Source organism: Glaciecola punicea (assembly GCF_001756615.1).
Taxonomy (GTDB): Bacteria; Pseudomonadota; Gammaproteobacteria; order Enterobacterales; family Alteromonadaceae; genus Glaciecola; species Glaciecola punicea.
In genome coordinates this window covers 141,896-159,941 of sequence record NZ_LZXY01000005.1, presented here as the reverse complement: position 1 = coordinate 159,941, position 18,046 = coordinate 141,896, and the positions used below count along the sequence as shown (strand labels likewise).

The following is an 18,046-nucleotide window of genomic DNA, read 5'->3' as shown; positions in this document are numbered from 1 at the left end:
TATTCGCCTAAGCAGGGCTTATAACACTTCACTGCTAAGTTAACAGTGCTATTCCTGCTGGCCGAAACACGCAAGCGCTGCACTTAAGCTAGCGTCAAGACCACTAATTCTATCTGCGCTTGTGCTTATTGTTTGCCTGAATGTTTGTATACTGGTGAATATTCTGACGCTCTTTTGAGCGCGTGTAACCCCTGTATACAGCAATTGCTTATTTAAAAAGTCGCTGTCGGATGGCGGCAGTATGATATCGACATTCTCAAACTCTGATCCTTGGGTTTTATGGATAGTCATTGCAAAATTTGTGTCAAATGCGGGTAAATTGTAGACCGGATATGCCACTAAGTGCTTATCTACCGTAAAATAAGCCACAAGTTCTTTATCGCTATTTTCCCACATAATGCCAATATCGCCGTTGAACAATGATAATTGATAGTCATTTTGTAAAATCATAATGGGCTTACATTTGTAGAGCTGGTTTGGCTTAATCCAATTAAGATGCTTACTTAACGCAAGCTCAATGAGCTGATTCAAAGATGCAGTACCTAGGTAAGACTTTCGAAATGGCGTCAATAAAGCGTACTTTTTTAACGCTAGGAAAGCCTCATCAGGCGAATTAGCCTTAAATAAGTTGAATAAATGAGGCAGTATATGATCTGCGATTACCTTATCGACCGCATATTTTAGGCTATTGCTTTGCTCGGTGTTAGCTGACATTAACGGGAGTATTTGAACCTGCCCTCTGCTTTGCTCAAAAGTAACAACAGAATTAAGTAAAGCGCTAGGCATAGTCCTACTTGCATATTGTTCTACCTGCGCAATGTTTAAAGCGTGGGCTGCATCACCTGCCAAAATAGCGTTTGCAAAGCTATCTACAATTTGATGGCTTCGCCGGGTGCCAACAAGCTTATTAACAACGCCTCTGCCTGCTTTATGATTAGTCACCAAATGCTGCTGTGCAAAATCTTCAGCAAGCCTTAATGCTGGGTAAATATTGCAAAGTGACTGCCAATGCTGCACAGGCATGTGAGCAAAAGGATGCGCCACCAAATCGGCTAACAAACAGCCTGTTTCAACAGACGGTAACTGATTAGGATCGCCCACTAATATTAGCTGAGTGCCTGGGGACAAACTATCAATAAGTTTGTGCATAAGGCTAATATCTATCATTGATGTTTCGTCAACAATGATAAGTTTAACAGGCAAAGGCCGCTGCGCGGAGTAGGCACTTTGGCCCGTAATAGGCTTTGTTTTCAGCAAGCGATTAAGGGTTTTTGGCTGCAGTTGACTGAACGATTGACAAATATCGGCAAGCTGAGGCACTAAAGTTAGCTTCGCCAGTTCTTCCGTTAAGGACTGCGCCATTCTATTCGCCGCTTTTCCGGTAGGTGCCACCATTTCTATTGCATGAATGGGCACTGAATTGACAATACTAATGAGTATCGCTAAACGCGTAATGGTGTAGGTTTTACCGGTGCCTGCGCCGCCTGTAATAATTGACAGTGGCAAGGCGAGTGAGTTTAGCACCGCCAGCTGCTGTAAATCAGGAATGTTATTGGACACCACAGGCGTAGCAAACAGCAAGCCCATCGTTTCACTTACCAGCATCTGCTGAGATATAAGTCGACCGTGTTGTTTATCTATCGTTGCTTGTTGCACGCTAGCGGCTATATAGCGGCAAAGAGTATGTTCATAATGCCAATAGCGCTTACTGTATAAGCGACTTTTTTCCAGTACTAGGTACGAGTTCGGGCGTAAACCTTGCGTAAACAGCGCTAGCATGTTGTGTAGTTCATCAATGCCAGAAAACTGAAACCCTCTAACGAATGACTCTGGTGCACCAGCTACCGCACCTTGCGCATCTTGGCGTTCGTGGGCATTTGAGCCGCTTTGAACATCAATGTCATTAGCCTCTATTTCAGTGTCAGGGCTAGCAGCTTGCCACATATGCACATTGGCTAAGGTAGACAAGTAGATGCATACGCTGCCGCGGCGTTGATATTGCGACAGCGCTAGCAGAACGTGAAATACTTCTTGGTACTGCGTGGGGCTAAGCGATGAACCTATTTGCTGTTGGCTAAGCAATATTTGCCGTGCAAAAAAGAAATCAATGGCTTCAATAGTCGCCAGCGCATTCATGCAGTCACGACTATCTGCATAAGGAACATATTTAACCTCCGAGAAAATACTCATAGCGCGCTTTCTTTGTTGCTAGCAATGCGATGATGCATGCTGGTATTTTTTGTCTCAAACAAATCGTCTAATGCTTGCAGCATACCCTGCTCAATTTTAGTAAAAAAGATACCGTTGGCGCTTGTACTTTCTGATGTTTTTAGGGGCAAGCTAAGCGGCCCCCGCATACCCCGAAGATACAAGTAAGTCACGCCACCAAAATGTTCTTCATAGCGATACTGCCCCAAAAACGTTTTCAAATAACGGTGCAGAGCAACACTATAAATTAGATATTGAACATCGTAATTATGCAGCAATAAATCCTGTGCGACTGCACTTGGCTGATAATACTGCGCATCGTTTCCTAAATAATTAGATTTATAGTCAGCAACGTAGTATTGACCTTCATGTTCAAATATCAAATCGATATAGCCGTGCATTGCCCCCTCAACCATATCGCTGGTGAGGCTCAGTAATGGACAATTAGTTAAATTATATTGCGCGCATATTTGCTGCCTGTAAGTATTAATGAGCTGCGACATAGCGCCTAAATTAAGCCCCTCTATCGGAAAATAAAACTCAGCTTCTTTTAGGGTTTCAGCCGATGATAAATCTTGTAAACAAACATTATTGCATGCCAAATTACTTAATAAAGGCGTTGTTAAAACAGTGTCAAACCACTGACTGAGCTGCGCTTGATCAATTGCGTGTTGATCAAGCGCGTATGTATTTAGACTGCTTAATGCTGTGCTAATATTAGGGTTTTTAAAGTCAATTTTTTCTAACACGTCATGAAGAAATGTACCGGCGTTAGCGCCTTTGGGAAAGGTAAAGCAATAAGCACTTTGTACGTCGTTATGGTGGGCGCCAGAAAATCCTGCTTCATAGTAACCTTCTTCATCTCGCTCAAACACTAGATCAGGAGACTCGTTAGCATTAGCAAGGCCTAAACTTGGTGGTTTAGCCTTAGGTAAATAATTGTCTTGCCTGGCGTAGCTGTCGAGCTTACGTAATATTTTGCTAAATGAAGTAACATGCCAACTTCGGTTTATATGTTGCGTAAACGACAATAAACTGGTCCTGGGTAAATCCTCAGCGGGAATATCGTTTCGTATTGGTAGAAGTTTATCAGCCATGCCCACAAATATATTATCGCTTATATCAGATAAATTTTGTTTAATATTATTGAGCATTGTGCCGCCGCTATCCTCATCTTCACTGTCTTTATCTATCGGAATGTTTAGCGCTCGGCTAAGTGCGCTGCTATTGCAGCTAATCGAGCTAAACACGCCCAAGTAGCATCGTAATATTGGCCTCGTTAGCGACACGTATAACACTCGCATATCTTCGGCTAAAGACTCGCTGATAACAGCCTCTTTGGCCGCATTACTAAGCCCTAACTCGTTCACGCTATTATTATTAAGGTAATATTGGGCAATATGCTTAGACATTTTCGTGTTCACGTAATTAGCGTAAGGTAGAAAAACTATTGGGTACTCTAAGCCTTTAGATTTGTGTTGCGTTACAATCTTTATGAGCTTCTGATCGCTTTCTAATCGCAGTTCATTCGCCTCCATTTGTTCTGGATTAGTAATTTGCTGATGTAGCCAGTAAATCAGCTGCAAAGGAGAACTTGCCTTTACGGAGGCTTTGGCCAGCAGTTCGCTTATATGCAGATAATTTGTAAGCTGTCTTTGTGCTTCTAATGTGGGTAGTGACGACTGCTGTATGAGCGTTTGTAATAAAGCGTGAACCCCTTTTTGCTGCCACAGCAAAGCATAGTGGCTTATGCTATTAAATGCTTGTTCCCACTTAGGGTGATTATCAAGTAGCAGTAAGTCTTGCACGGTACTCGTTCTGCTTGTGTCAAAAAGCACAAGGCCGGTAGTTAAGGCTCTGCGCATATTATCTCTGCTAGGATGGTGTACTGCTTGGAGTAGCCACAGCACATGCAGTGCCTGTTGCGATTCAAACAGGGCTGATCGCTCGCCTAAAAACACGCTCGCTAAACCCTGCGCAGAAAGTACTTTTTTAACCATTGCAACTTGCTTATGACTGCGCACTAATATGGCAATGTCTTCACTTTTGACTAAACGTGCTTGGCCGCCTTGTTCAATATGCACGTCGCTTAACAGGCGTTTTATTTCATTAGCGCACCAGTACATTATTTCGTCTATCTGTATATCTTTTGAAGTGTCTACTTTTACGTTTCGTTTGCTGCTGGGGCTAAGCATTCGCGATGCATTTGCACAGACAAACGTAAACGCAGCGCTAGCTTGAGTGGGATCGTTGTCAATTAAACTGCGTTTCCCAGGCAGCGCTTTGAAAGGCGCACTTATAATTGGGTAGCTAATATTCTCGTCAAACAGGCTCACTGCGTCCTTTTGCAGCGGCGCACCGTGAAAAATACGGTTATAACTGGTGATAACGGGCTCACTTGAGCGATAGTTAATATCCATCCCCCAGGCTTTATCTGCCATGTCTTTTGCACGCATATAAGTGTGAATATCACCGCCTCTAAAAGAGTAAATAGCCTGTTTCGGGTCGCCAATCATTAAGAGCAAACGTGCATCATTATGCTGTGGATACAGATGTTCCAATATGGCATATTGGTGCTTATCGGTATCTTGAAATTCATCCACTAAGGCGGCCGGATACTCCTGCTGTAGGCTTTCAATAAGCGCTTCTCCACCGCAGTTCATAGCGTGTGCAACACCCTGAATTTGGTCGTCAAAACCTATGACACTAAATGTTTGTTTATGCTGCTCTATTTTTTTATTTATCTTACTCACAAGCGCATAAATCACTGCATAAAAAGGAACCGCATTAATACTATCTTTGAGTGATTTTTTGTCAGCGGCCAACACACCCACACGTTTTATATCCTCGAGTAGCGCATTAGCGTTGGCTAATAATGGCTGTGTTGTTTGCATGCCTTCATTAACGTAGTTTTTAATTCTAGCGGCACTGAATAAATTTTTAAACGCGTTGTTAATTAAGGTTTGGTCGGCTTCTTTGACAGCGTCTTTTGTCGCGCCTTCAATGCCTAGCCAAGCATTAATAAAAGCAACACTTTGTTTATTATTAATCAGCATTGTTGACCCTAACCAGCTTAGCACCTCGTCAATTAAGGGATCAGTATTTTTAGGGGTGCTCGATTTAGTACCTTGATAAAAGAATGAGCGCTGCGCGTTAATATCTGCAATTAATTGCGCTCGCAGCACTCCATGTTTCTGCCAAAGCTTATTAAATTGTAGAACTTGCTTCGTTTTTAACTCCTGCTCACTTTGCACCGTCAGCGTTTCAGTCTTGCCTATCACCTTGCTGAAATTTTTCATAAATACACTAGGATCGTGCAGATTTTCATTTTGCAGCAATAGATATTTATCCGGCTTAGTTCGCAGGGCTCTAATAGCGTCGCTCACATACGCACGTTGTATTTTATAAAAATCGGTGACTAAATCGGCGTTTTGAGGCAGTGACATACTTAGGCCAAAACGGCCAATAATACGCTGGCAAAATCCGTTGATGGTATAGATAGACGCTAAATCAATTTCTAGCTGGGCTATTTTTAATAAGCGCAGTGTTTCATCGGCTCCCACAGTGACTTGCAGCGCGGATGAGCATTCACAGGGATTGCTCTCAAAATCGTTTATGAGGGTGTCAATAAAAGTCGCAATGCGGGCCTTAATTTCCTCGGTAGCGGCTTCGGTGAAGGTCATCACCAAAATTTGCTGTACCGATAATTTCTTTTCAACCAGAAGCCGAACATATATGCGAGTAATATTATGGGTTTTGCCCGTACCTGCACTGGCCTCAATCATATGCCGACCGATAAGTGGAATGGTAAGCGGATTTAAAATATCACTGGTATTCATATATCACCCTTAGTAAACGCATTTTCTTGATTACATAAAACACGCATATCTGGTGCACTTATATCCACGTTTATAGGCTTAAGATTATGCTGTTCTATGTTACCGAAGCAGTCAAAATATGCTTGCACATTGTTTGCTTCAAAGGCGGGAACTTCTCCTAACAGAAAATCAAAGTACGTCCTTGGAAATAAATCGGGGCCATTTTCATTTGGCTGATTGCACGTTTCCCATTTAGCCATTAAGGCTTTAGAGGCCAGCGCTTGATCAAGCGATGCATGCTTCATTACGTCGTCTGCAAGTGATAAGTCGATTAAAATAGGGCGTTGACAACCCTGCTCAAAAACAGACAATATTTTTTGTAGTGTAGAGGCTGGATCCGCTTCTTGCGCTAGTAATAACAGGCAAATATTGACTTGCTTTTGCGCTGGCGTATGCGCAACGTAATTCTTTTTAGCGGGCGGCTCTACATAATGAATATGCACGCCAAACGCTGGCAGCACTTCCTTGGATTCATTCTTATGGTGAGCGCTTGGCGCGTCTGTCATATCCTCCGCATTTTGTGAAATATTACTCACAGCGCTCAACCACTCGTCCGGGCGTCTAGTTTTTTCAAACTGCTGAAATTCTTCATCTGTTTGTATATGGATCATCAGCACTAAGTACTGAATGAAAGGCTCAATAAAGTGACGCAAGCTGGGGGCTTTGGGATTCAGCTTTAGCAAGATAATGCCTGATGCTAAGTCGTAGGGAAAATCGTATTCTAGCGTAATATGCCCAAGCACTAACTGACCTTTAGCGCGCCTGCGGTGCTGTGTATTAGCAATGCTTAACTCAAGCGCTAAGGTGTCTTCGAAAGCATGATTTAGCGCTTCTTCCAAACCCAATAAAAACGGCAATTTACCCGACTGCAGCCAGCTCTTTTTAAGCTTATCCCATGCATCGTTAAGTAATTCGCTTTTTACATTATTGATGTTGGGATTACTAGCGTGAGCAGCGTTTGCATCATTAGGCTTGGCTAAAACGCTTTGAACGACGAAGTCCTTAGCAAGCTGAGACTTTTTATACTGCTTAAATAGCTGCGCGACCTCTGCCCGCAGCGCATACTGAAAAAGACTATCTATTGCGTAAACAGGCGCATAATCTCGGGCGCTCGGTTCGTCTAAATATACCCCTAACACTTGCTTTGCATAATAAGTCAATGTGCTTTTAACAAATTTAGTAACTTCTTGAATATTGATCGTTCTTAAGTCAAGTTTAGTGTGCTCTTGAGCAGCTTTACTCAATGATATATTGTCGCCTATGTGACCCTTAATTAATGACTTTTGCACATCTTGTAAACAAGTAAACCAGCGCGCATCGAAGCTGCCGCTATAGCCAAGTCTAGGCTGAAAACTGTCAACACTAAAAGGATGTAAGGCGTGTTCAACGACTTGAATTGAAGCATGTGAATAATGCTCATGGCAGTAGTCAAGCAGCATTTTAACGACCAAGGATGGTTCTCGCACACTGTTGTTTTTAATGTGTCGATATTGAAAGCTTAAATGTAAATACTGTCTTGCCGACACCAGCGATTCTAAAAATAAGTAGCGATCATCACCTCGGCGTGAGCGATCGCCCCGCCGAGCTGGACTTGCCTGCATCAAATCAATTTCAACAGGCGTGTCTTGGCGCGGGAATTCGCTTTGATTTAAGCCTAAGATAGCAATCACTTTAAAAGGGATACTGCGCATAGGCAGCATAGAGCAAAAGGTAATATTGCCTGAATAAAATTGCGACCTTACCTCAGGAATGCTCAAAATACTGCTTAAAGCTTCATGTAAAATAGGCAGTTCTATAGGGTCTTCAAAGTTGGCGACAATCGCATTCTTTTCAAGACTGTATATCGCGTCTACCAGTAGCTTTCGCGCAAAGCTGTCGCTTTCACCTGCTATTAAATGATCGTTTATTACACTTAATAAAACGTGTGTCCACTGTGCTATGTTTTGACTTACTTTAAGACGCTGCGACACGCTTTCAAGTGACTCTAAGGCTTGCAAAAACTTACCCAGCACTACGGTCGTATTTCCTTCTACATAATTCACCACACAGTAGCCATCAACCAAAGTGTCGTTAACAGCATTTATCATGCCTATCAATAGTCTGGACAACCCCCAGTGCCAAGTGTGCATCTCATCAAACACCGGCTCGCCAATTTGCTCCGAAAGATGCGCTGAATCTTTACCCCAATCTATTGCGGCATCTTTTAACCAAATTGCGCAAATATCTATGTCTTGGGGGGTTAATTGGTATTTGTGCGCCAATGCAGGAAGTGAAATTAAATCAACAATACTGGTGGCGTCAAAGCGTGTGGTAGGCAGTGCTAAGAGTTGCATAAAAGCCACAATATAAGCCTGTGACTCTATTGGCTGTCGATCACTTATACTCACGGGTAAGTTTTGTGAAGACTGCGACGACTGCGTAAACACCGAGCGAATATACGGCGAATAAACTTCAATACTAGGACACATCACCAAAATATCTTTTGGCTGCAAGTCAGGTATGTGTGTAAACTTTTGCAGCAATACATCCTTTAGTACCTGAAGCTCACGTACTTCACTGTGGCAAGCATGCACCGCAATACTGTTATCGTATTCAAGATCACGCTTTTGGGTGTTGCCAGACAATATATCTTGCTGCAGCTGCAGCAATACACTTGGCACACCTTGCTTTGACGCTTCATTGCTATCAATATCAAAGGCTGCTATTTCTTGATGCTGCATATCCACTAATAAATTATTTAAATCACGGCCTTGTGTGCCTAAATTTCGCAACAGTGGGTGAACAGTATTTTCATCCAAAGAAAGGTCCAAAGCCTGCTTGCGCTGAAACTTTGCTATGGCAATATCTGATTGCGCATCGCCCCAGTAATTCACGCATGGATTAAGCTGAAACAAATGTACATTGGTGTGCTGACTTATTTCATCAAAAAAAGTTAGGTAAATAGGCGAAATACTGTTGATCGAAAAAATATATATGTCGTTTGGCAGCATTGGTTTTCGCTCGGCAAAAGACGCGATAGCTTCAAACTGAAGATTCACTGGGTGTGCTGGCATCCATTTTATTAGCTCAAGCCAGAACCATTTCTGCCATTGCTCAAAAAGCTGATAGCGGGGAGACACAAAGTCCACGTTTTTATTGTCTTCCCATTGCTCAAGCCAGTCGGGTCTAAACACTAAGTACTGCTCAAACAAGTCGGCTAACTGGCGACTAAAACTGAATATTCGTCTTCGCCGGTCAAGCTCGGTGCTGGACTGCTGCCAATATCGACTTAACTCAGGATAAAAATCAGCCTGCTTACACTGCGCCGACTGGCAAAGCTGATATATTTTCCAGCTTAGTACCTCGCGCTTATATGGACTCTTTTGCGGAATATTCTCAGCGCCAAGCACGTCACGGCATAGATCCCATATATAGCGCGTGGGCATAGGGCAATCAATATTCATTGATATACTTAAGTAGTCGCACAGCTGCATGTTTAACCAATGCTGCATGCCGGGATTAGGCACCAGCACACTAATAGGGCTGAGAATGTTCCTAGGACGTGTTTTAACGACTTCGGCTAGCAACACTGCCAAATCTTCTAGTCGATTAGAAGGATACAAATAAAGCAAGCAATCCTCACTTATAGGGTATGTAAGCAAACAATAAAGCGCTAATGTTTTACAAAAAAAATAAAAGGGCGTAAAGCCCTTTTAATGATAACAATCTACAGTGTAAAGTTGCGCTAAAACTTAATCAACCCATACAATCTTGTCGCTGTGTTCCCCAACTATCACCGATTTGAACTTTTCTTCAATTATATGTCTTTTTACTTTTAGAGTAGGTGTAAGCAAATCGTTTTCAATTGACCATTCCTCTTTAAAAATAACGATGCGGTCAAGCCGCGCATGGCTCTCTAAGGTTTCATTAATAGAAGTAAGCATAGCGGTAAGTGTCTGTACTACCGCTTCCTTGGAATGTTTTCTGGCTTCTTCAGAGAGCACTAAAAGTGCAATAGGCTGGGCCAAGCTTGTACCCGTGACGCATACTTGCTCAACAATAGATGTTTCCATTATTTTAGATTCAATCGGCGCAGGCGCAACATACTTGCCTTTTTCTGTCTTGAAGATATCTTTAAGTCTTCCGGTAATATAAATAAAGCCCTCTTCGTCCATTCTACCTTTATCGCCTGTGCGCAAATATTCATCATTAGTAAATACCCCAGAGGTTTTTTCTTGATCCTTGTAGTAGCCAACCATATTACACGGAGATTTTACCTGTATTTCGCCATCTTGAGCAATTCGAATTGTGACGCCCTCGTAGGCAGATCCAATGGCGCCTATCTTATCCACTCTAAAGGGAACACTGCTGGTTCCGTATGCGCAGTTTTCGGTCATACCCCAGCCTTCTGATATATCTATGCCAATTTTATGAAACCATTCAATAGTAGAGGGCGCTAAGGGCGCCGAACCCGATGCCCATAGCCGAGCTGAACCTAGGCCTAGTTCTTCACGTATTTTTTTAGCAACTTTCTTACCGATTAAAGGAATGCTGAGCAGAAATTTTAACTTCTTTTGCGGGATTTTTGCCAGCACGCCCATTTTAAATTTTGTCCACAGCCTAGGTACCGAAATAAACAGGGTAGGTTGACACGATTTTACATCACGCGTAAAGGTGTCAAGTGACTCTACAAAGTGCAGGGTCATGCCGCTGTAGATACTGGCCAGTTCTACTAATACTCGCTCAGTTATGTGTGCAAGGGGCAAATAGCTCATTGCTCTATCTTGATTTGTCACACTCATTGCATGCAAGGAATTTTGCGCCGCCCAACATATAGTTTGATAGGTGTGCACAACACCTTTGGGTTGCCCTGTGCTGCCTGAGGTGTAGATAATGGTCATAATATCGTTCAAATCAGGAATAGGGCTTTTATCCAAGGGCTCAATATCTGTAAATTCGTCCCACGCTACTTTCGTCTCTATACTAGGATAAGGAAAGCTCACCGTGACGAGTTCATCGAAAGTGGCTTCATGCGCGGCTTTATAATTGTCGAGTTTACCCACAAACATCATTGGACACTCAGCGTGCTCCAATACATAGCTAATGGTGTCTTTGCCAGCAGTGGCAAAAATAGGCACAGACACATTTCCTGATAGCATTATGGCGATATCGGTAACGATCCATTCAGCGGTGTTTTTGCCTAAAATAGCAATGCGGGTGCCTTTAGGATAGCGATAGGTGTTGATTCTGGCAGCTAGCCTGCGCGCCTGCTCCATCGTTTGCGCCCAGGTAAATGTTCTTGGGCCCTCAGCACTGGGCTGTGTCATGTAATGGTCGTTTGGTGTTTCAGATTCTCTTTTGTAGAGCATAGCTAATGGCGATACAACCTGAGTCGTTACTGCGGCGTTATTATCTAGCGACATATTTCATCCCAATTAAATTCTTTACATAATTTTTACATGTAATAATGCGGTATTTGTAATATTTAACAACTGTTTTTTATACAAGATTTCATCAATTAAATACGATGAGCCCGAGTTTACAGGTTTTACCTGAGGAAATTACCCCTGCAAGAAATATCAAGAAAAAAGTTGGTGGTCCGATCTGACAGCAATTTGTGTTGATTTTCTGCGCTATTGCCGGTGCTAGTCAAATCGAATTTACGTTAGACTTTGTAACAACACGTTTTTATAAGGCGATTCGGGGCGCGCTTATTTCACCACGCTTTATGGAAAATCGCGGCGCAAGACTATATAAATCCCCATTTAAACCCACCAACTGCTGGTTTATGCCCTGCGCTTTTGCAACCTGCGAACAAGCTAGCAGGTGCTTAGGCTCTCCGTGCACAGGCACAATACAGCTTGGTTTTACCCAATTAAACAACTGGGCTAAATCTCCCTCATTCGGATGCCCGGAAGCATGAATAATATGCTCGCAGTTTGCAGACTCTACTACTTGTATTTCACGCTCTTCAAGCAAAGTGATTAATCTCTTTATGGGTTTTTCATTTCCAGGGATGACAATACTGCTAAAAATAACGGTGTCATCTTTTTCAAGATCGCAGTCTCTGTGATTGTTTAATGCTAGTTTGTATAAGCCTGCACGAGGCTCTCCTTGGCTTCCCGTTGCTACAATGAGCACTTCATGTTTAGGCAGATAGCCGATATGACGACGTGGCGTAATTTTAAACTCTGCGGGCCAAAAGCCTGTGCTTCTGGCAATGCTAACCATGTTTTCAAGCGCGGGGCCTAATAAACACATGTAGCGATTGGTCGCTTGCGCTATTTTTGCTAGCGTAATTAAACGCGCTACATTACTGGCGAAACAGGTTACCACTACCCTGCCTTTTGCTTTGCTAATGACCGTGCCTAAGCCTAATTCACAGTCCTTTTCTGACTTTGAATGTCCGGGCCGGTTAGCGTTTGTTGAATCACACACCATAGCCGTAATATTCCTGCTGGCTAACTGTTTAAACAACTCTTTATTAAAGCCTTCGCCAACCACAGGGCTTGCATCAATTTTCCAATCGCCGGTGTGTAATACGCGCGCTACTGCGGTAGTAATAAGCAGTGCGTTAGCTTCGGGAATAGAATGTGTGGTGGGTATCCATTCAATTGTAAATGGACCAATGTCGAGCACACTGCCTGTTTTTACTACGACTATGGGTAACTCGTAGGGGATCTCTGCGCGGTAAGCTTTACGTCTTAGCACCTCTGCGGTAAAAGCAGTCGTGTAGATTGGACACCGTAGCTGCTCCCATTGGCTTAACACCGCACCAAGGTGGTCTTCGTGCGCATGCGTTAATACAATGCCACATAAACTGTCGCGACGATTTGCAATAAAAGATAAATCGGCAGTCACCATATTATGGCGCATAACCCCTATTTTTTCATCTTGCTCGCGATCCAGCGGCACATTAAAAGTTACCCCGCAATCGATCATTAACCATTGTTTGTTGTGTCCGTAAAGATTGACATTCATGCCAATCTCGCCTGTTCCGCCTAGCGGTACAAACCATAAATCTTTTTCTGTAGGGCTATGTTTCAAAGTAGATACTCAAAGTAAAGCGTTTCAAATGATAAAAGGGCATAAAGGCCATGACGAAGTTAGCAGCACTATCTTATGTGATTAATATAATTGACAACACTCACATGAATACAAGTTTTGTTAGACTGTATTCAAATGCGTATAGACGTCTAATGCGAGAAGCTTACCATATTTACGTAGATCCATCTTACTAAGGCCAATTTGGAGGAAAGCTTACTGAACATTCGTAAGGTTATTGGTACTGGTGTGAGCAAAAATAATCACCCAATTTAGATGCGCAATTTCATAGCACAGACTTCGCATAACATCGTAATCTCAGCGTTTAGATGCTCACTAACGCTATAGTTTACGATAGAATGCTCGGTAAACAACGATGCTTTTTTCATATTGAGCCGCTGCCTGATGCGCTAATATAATAGTGAATACTGTCATATATAAGGCTACACGGGCTAATTAACGTGACCTCGCCTAACAGTGCAACCCGTCAATGCTGAACTGGTCGCTTTGCGTTGAAAGAGCAAGCGGCGCAATCGTTGCGGCTTCGCATAATGTAATTAGGCACAGTGGTATAAATTGCTCAGCATGCTCGTTTTTTCACTCTTTTTAAGCACCCCCATAGGCCTACTATTTACTTCGCAAATGTGTATTTTTTGCTTCACCACGTCAAGCATTCTTGATAGCGTTAAAATGTAGCCCTAGTAATTAAGTCGCTAGTACTTGTTAATAGTTGGCTGTTAAGATATTTAGCGTCGTAACCATTTTATTATTTACACCAAAAGGACCAATATGAGAATTTTACTCATTCTAAGCGCGCTCATGTTATCAGCCTGCACCAGCACACAAGGCCTGTCAGTTTATTCATTTAGCAATGAAGATATCGAGTCCGTACTCATTAAGCAATTGCCTAAATTGAGCGAAAATGTGAATTTAATGGGCTTACCAGTAAAGTTTGCTGTAAACGATTTGGATGTTGTTATCGGTCCCGGTAATCGCGATGTAGTGTTAATAAGACTCGATACTAGCGCTATAATTGATGCCTTCGCCTTTACCTACCCAGTAGGCCTTAAACTGCAAGTTCAAGGCAGTCCTTTTTATGACAGTCAGAAAAAAGCAATTTTTTTACGCGACGTAAGCTTACTCGACTCAAGCATCGATGCGGGTCGGTTTAGGGGCAACTTAGGTACGCTTAACAACGAGGCAATAAGTATTATCAATGCGTTTTTAGCACAAAACCCTGTGTATACCTTGAATAGCAATGACCCAAAAATAGTATTGCTGAGTAAACTTCCTCTAGATTTAAAAGTGGAAAATGGGGCAATAAACATTATTCCTCGGCTTTAGTCTTTATACGCAATACATTATCTTTAACATCTGTGCCAATAAAACGAACAAAAGGATCCACACCCACATAAGCAGGCTGTGAACCATCATTAAAACTGCCATTAAGGCGTATAACAAGTTCGTTTTCACCGTTTACTAAGCGATGTTTTTGACGGTATAAAACCACCGTTTCGCTGCTAAAGTCGCTGGGGTCATTGGCAAAGACCACAATATCAACCACATCATCAAATACAGCCGGAGTTTCATTGCCTAGGCCGTCAGCAATTACCCTAGCAGCATCTATTTTTAAGTTTACTTGCGAGGTTTCTTTTTCCCACTTTGCGGCAAGTAACTTAATGTTGTAAAGATTTATATCAGAAAACTGCTGATTAATAAAAGCATGCGCCTTAGGATCAGCAACCTCTTTTATAGCACTTAATAAGTCAAGTGTAGTGGCCTTACGTGAGTTTGAATTTTCAAATTTTTCGAGCAGTCCTTTAATCGCTTTATTGAGTTTGTCAAAGCCTATTCTGTCAGCTATTGCCATCATTACAATTGACCCTTTATTGTAATAAATATAGGCTTGATTTTCAGCTCGCATTAGCGGCATTTCTTGTAAATATTCGGTGGATCGTCCTCGTAAATAGTCATCTAATTCGGAGCTAAGAAACTGTCGTAATTTAGTTTCACCATATTTATTCACCATTAATTGTAATGCTGCATATTGGGATAAGGTTTCACTTAGCACCGCGCTACCTTGCACATTTGCGGGTAGCAACTGATGCCCAAACCATTGTTGCGCCACTTCGTTAGCCGAAACATAGCAAACGGGATCTATTTTGTTGGGATCGCGCAGCTGATTTGCTAAGGTAAAGAGCATGCCAAAGCCAAGCAAAACCACTACAATTAAGCTTACTGCGAGCAGTTTAGATAACCAAAAGATAAAGTTATGCACTGGCATGCTGTCGACAATATCGACAATACCCGTATTACGCGCACGCCACTCCACCTCTGCGGTGTAAAAAGTGATCACAATAATAATAGAAAGTGAAAATGCGCCTTGAATAAGCTCAACCATATAATACGTTAACGACCAGTTGCTTGCACCGTACATACCGATAGGGTTTATAAACTCTTTTATAATAATAGCCGATGCAATAATAAGCAGCACAATAAAACCGGGACTCACAAACACCTGCTTCATTTCAAACAACAGCCGTGCCGTAAATTGCGTGAAGCCAGCACCCGCTTTATATTAATGACGCGCGTCGTTGTATAGCGCGTTTGCTGAACCAGAGCCGCAGCTTGTCTTTTTTTCTTTTTTCTGAGGAAGTGTAAGTGGTGAAAAAATTCTGCCTAGACCAAATAGAATCATATTGGCAGCAACATGTTAGCCTATGGCAAAAGTCTACCTTAAGCTAGGCACAATATTGTAAAAAGCACGACCTTAAAGCGCATAGTTTAAGTTTCCACAAGCGCAAGCTTGAGACTGGGCGCAAGGAAGTTGCAAGCTCTGGATTTATAAAGGTATATGTATTATCTTTCCTATATTGTGCAAAACTTTTTGCGAGACTCTGTGAATAGATTGGCAGTTCTTTTTGAACTAGCAAAGTAAGCAAAGGATATCTATGTATCAATGTAATCTGTATTCCAACGTCGTATCCGCTTTGCTCTTGGCTTCGATCGCCGTGAGTAGCACTGCGCTGGCGCAAATCGACACCGCCTTGGGGCCTCAACTCAATATCGGCCATCGAGGTGCCTCCGCTTACGCCCCAGAACACACGTTTTACGCTTACGACCTCGCCATGGAAATGGACGTTGATATGCTAGAATGCGACCTTTTTCTGACTAAAGATGAGGTGCTAATTTGTATTCACGACAGCACCGTAGATCGCACATCCGACGGGTCTGGCCGGGTGCAAGATTTTACCTTGGACGAGCTGCGCGCACTGGATTTTGGCTCATGGTTTGGCATTAAATTTTCCAGCGCGAAAATAGTACCGTTCGAAGAACAACTTGATTGCTATCTGGATCACAATCCCTTAATGCGCTTTCATGTGGAAACCAAAGATTCGGCGCAAGGCCGTGCCGAAGCAGTTTTGGTCGAGGTTCTGGCTCGCAAAGGCTTGCTGGATACCGGTGATATACAGACATCAACGATCGTCATGCAAAGCTTCGATGCGTCTAGTCTAAAACGCATTAAACAGTTATCGGAACTGCCGACGGCCTTTTTGTTTGCTAGGCGCACGTCGTTTGAACTCTTGCAGTGGGTGGCAAGCGGCAATGGCCCAGATTATATCGACGCATTCGCGCCAAATTCTGCGGCGATTTTCAACGATCCAACATCCGTTCAACGTTTTCATGCCAATGGTCATGATGTGCATACCTGGACCGTAAATGAACGGACGCAAATGGACTATCTGCTTGCTTTAGGTGTTGATGCCATTTTTACGAATAATCCAGATATCTTGCGAGCCGCGATTGATGATAAAGGAAGTGGCACGTCGCCAGAACAGAGGGGTAATCCCAGCGATTTTAAGCGTGGCTGCCAGGGTATTGCTGGTCGGGTTGTATCCAATAAAGGGCCCGGTGATGTCTGGGCGCGACACGACTCAGGACGCGGCGTTGTTCGCGTTGAAAAAGCCGCAGCCAGTGACTTGACGAATTATTCTGGCCCTCGCGGCGGCGATTAAGTAATTCCCTAAATTTCATTAATCTGTTTCTTTAAATGCTCATTATAAGAGGTGTTTCCATAACGGTCGAAGCAACCACAGCGATAGAAACATAAGCGACGCTAGGCGCTTCTTCTTACGCCATAGAAAAGTAAATTGTCCTCGTAAAAAATCAGCGCCTAAAAATCGATTAGCAAGCTCGATTGATTCGCTTGCATTTACAAGCTGTAACTCTGCTAACTCACTGCCCCCTAAAATGGTCCGACTGCGACCACTGGCGACCCAAGCTTGTGCTATTTTTTCGGCTTCTGCTTGAAGTCGATCTTTTTGGACTACCCATTGAACCAAGCCTACTGTCAATGCTTCTTCTGCATTTGGCTTCCAGCCCTCACTTGCCAACATACGCTGGGCATTGTCTTCTCCCATTAGCCTAGCAAAGTGAACACTTGAACAGCCTTCAGGGCTAACGCCCAACGCAGCAAAAGGCGTTGAAAAGGTAGCGGTGTGAGACGCAATAATACCGTCACATAAACTTGCTGAGGTAACACTTGCACCAATAGCGGGGCCATTAATGGCGACTAATAAAGGTTTTGGGAAGGTTAAAAACCTATCAAATAATTCTTCATTGTGTTGCACAATCAAACGATGCAGCTTTTTAGGTGCCATCAGTTTGATTGTGCCACTCAAATTCACGCCAGCTGAAAAGTAATCACCGGTGCCGGTGAAAATAGCGACCTTAGTTGGCTCGTCTTGCGTGGCTTTTTCAAACGCAATTGCGATAGCTTCCATCATTTCTGACGTCCAACCGTTTAACTTCTTTGGTTTGTTCATCATGATAGTTAACACACTGCCTGTAAATGAGCTTTGTATGTACGTTGCGGCATTGTCGTTAAGATTTAGGTAATTCAAATAAAGCACTCGTGTCATGACTATGGCGTAATT

9 protein-coding genes are annotated in these 18,046 nt (G+C 42.9%); 2 read left to right on the top strand and 7 right to left on the bottom strand.

Features of this window, described 5'->3' with window-relative positions; genetic code table 11:
• Window positions 1-48 precede the first annotated feature (48 nt).
• From recD to BAE46_RS08310, 5 genes are all read right to left on the bottom strand, one after another.
• Window positions 49-2,190, bottom strand: a complete 2,142-nt coding sequence (recD, locus tag BAE46_RS08330) for an exodeoxyribonuclease V subunit alpha (protein WP_070112342.1) — start codon at window positions 2,188-2,190, stop codon at window positions 49-51.
• Window positions 2,187-6,047, bottom strand: a complete 3,861-nt coding sequence (gene recB / locus BAE46_RS08325) for an exodeoxyribonuclease V subunit beta (protein ID WP_070112340.1) — start codon at window positions 6,045-6,047, stop codon at window positions 2,187-2,189. The genes recD and recB overlap by 4 nt, the downstream gene beginning before the upstream one ends.
• Window positions 6,044-9,688: an exodeoxyribonuclease V subunit gamma gene (recC, locus tag BAE46_RS08320; protein WP_171901017.1), complete on the bottom strand. Its 3,645-nt coding sequence runs from the start codon at window positions 9,686-9,688 to the stop codon at window positions 6,044-6,046. Before recC ends, recB begins: the two co-directional genes overlap by 4 nt.
• Window positions 9,689-9,817: 129 nt before the next feature.
• Window positions 9,818-11,488: an AMP-binding protein gene (locus BAE46_RS08315; RefSeq protein WP_070112337.1), complete on the bottom strand. Its 1,671-nt coding sequence runs from the start codon at window positions 11,486-11,488 to the stop codon at window positions 9,818-9,820.
• 265 nt (window positions 11,489-11,753) lie between these two features.
• Window positions 11,754-13,046: a ribonuclease J gene (locus BAE46_RS08310; RefSeq protein WP_083256837.1), complete on the bottom strand. Its 1,293-nt coding sequence runs from the start codon at window positions 13,044-13,046 to the stop codon at window positions 11,754-11,756.
• A gap of 852 nt (window positions 13,047-13,898) precedes the next feature.
• Here BAE46_RS08310 and BAE46_RS08305 point away from each other — a divergent pair.
• A complete protein-coding gene (locus BAE46_RS08305) occupies window positions 13,899-14,453 on the top strand; it encodes a YceB family lipoprotein (RefSeq protein WP_070112333.1) in 555 nt (184 codons plus the stop codon).
• Here the strand turns inward: BAE46_RS08305 and BAE46_RS08300 are convergent.
• On the bottom strand, window positions 14,437-15,636 hold the full coding sequence (locus BAE46_RS08300) for a M1 family aminopeptidase (RefSeq protein ID WP_141729326.1): 1,200 nt from the start codon (window positions 15,634-15,636) through the stop codon (window positions 14,437-14,439). The genes BAE46_RS08305 and BAE46_RS08300 overlap by 17 nt on opposite strands.
• Window positions 15,637-16,060: 424 nt before the next feature.
• On the opposite strand from BAE46_RS08300, the gene BAE46_RS08295 reads away from it, so the two are divergent.
• A complete protein-coding gene (locus BAE46_RS08295) occupies window positions 16,061-17,125 on the top strand; it encodes a glycerophosphodiester phosphodiesterase (RefSeq protein ID WP_006003330.1) in 1,065 nt (354 codons plus the stop codon).
• A 42-nt stretch (window positions 17,126-17,167) separates the two neighbouring features.
• Here the strand turns inward: BAE46_RS08295 and BAE46_RS08290 are convergent, their stop codons facing one another.
• Window positions 17,168-18,031, bottom strand: a complete 864-nt coding sequence (locus BAE46_RS08290; protein ID WP_006003329.1) for an enoyl-CoA hydratase/isomerase family protein — start codon at window positions 18,029-18,031, stop codon at window positions 17,168-17,170.
• Window positions 18,032-18,046 lie beyond the last annotated feature (15 nt).

Excerpts from the sequence above, each read along its gene's own strand:
- recD (WP_070112342.1), bottom strand. The coding sequence starts at position 2,190 with ATGAGTATTTTCTCGGAGGTTAAATATGTTCCTTATGCAGATAGTCGT.
- recB (WP_070112340.1), bottom strand. The coding sequence starts at position 6,047 with ATGAATACCAGTGATATTTTAAATCCGCTTACCATTCCACTTATCGGT.
- BAE46_RS08315 (WP_070112337.1), bottom strand. The coding sequence starts at position 11,488 with ATGTCGCTAGATAATAACGCCGCAGTAACGACTCAGGTTGTATCGCCA.
- BAE46_RS08310 (WP_083256837.1), bottom strand. The coding sequence starts at position 13,046 with ATGAATGTCAATCTTTACGGACACAACAAACAATGGTTAATGATCGAT.
- BAE46_RS08305 (WP_070112333.1), top strand. The coding sequence starts at position 13,899 with ATGAGAATTTTACTCATTCTAAGCGCGCTCATGTTATCAGCCTGCACC.
- BAE46_RS08300 (WP_141729326.1), bottom strand. The coding sequence starts at position 15,636 with ATGAAGCAGGTGTTTGTGAGTCCCGGTTTTATTGTGCTGCTTATTATT.
- BAE46_RS08295 (WP_006003330.1), top strand. The coding sequence starts at position 16,061 with ATGTATCAATGTAATCTGTATTCCAACGTCGTATCCGCTTTGCTCTTG.
- BAE46_RS08290 (WP_006003329.1), bottom strand. The coding sequence starts at position 18,031 with ATGACACGAGTGCTTTATTTGAATTACCTAAATCTTAACGACAATGCC.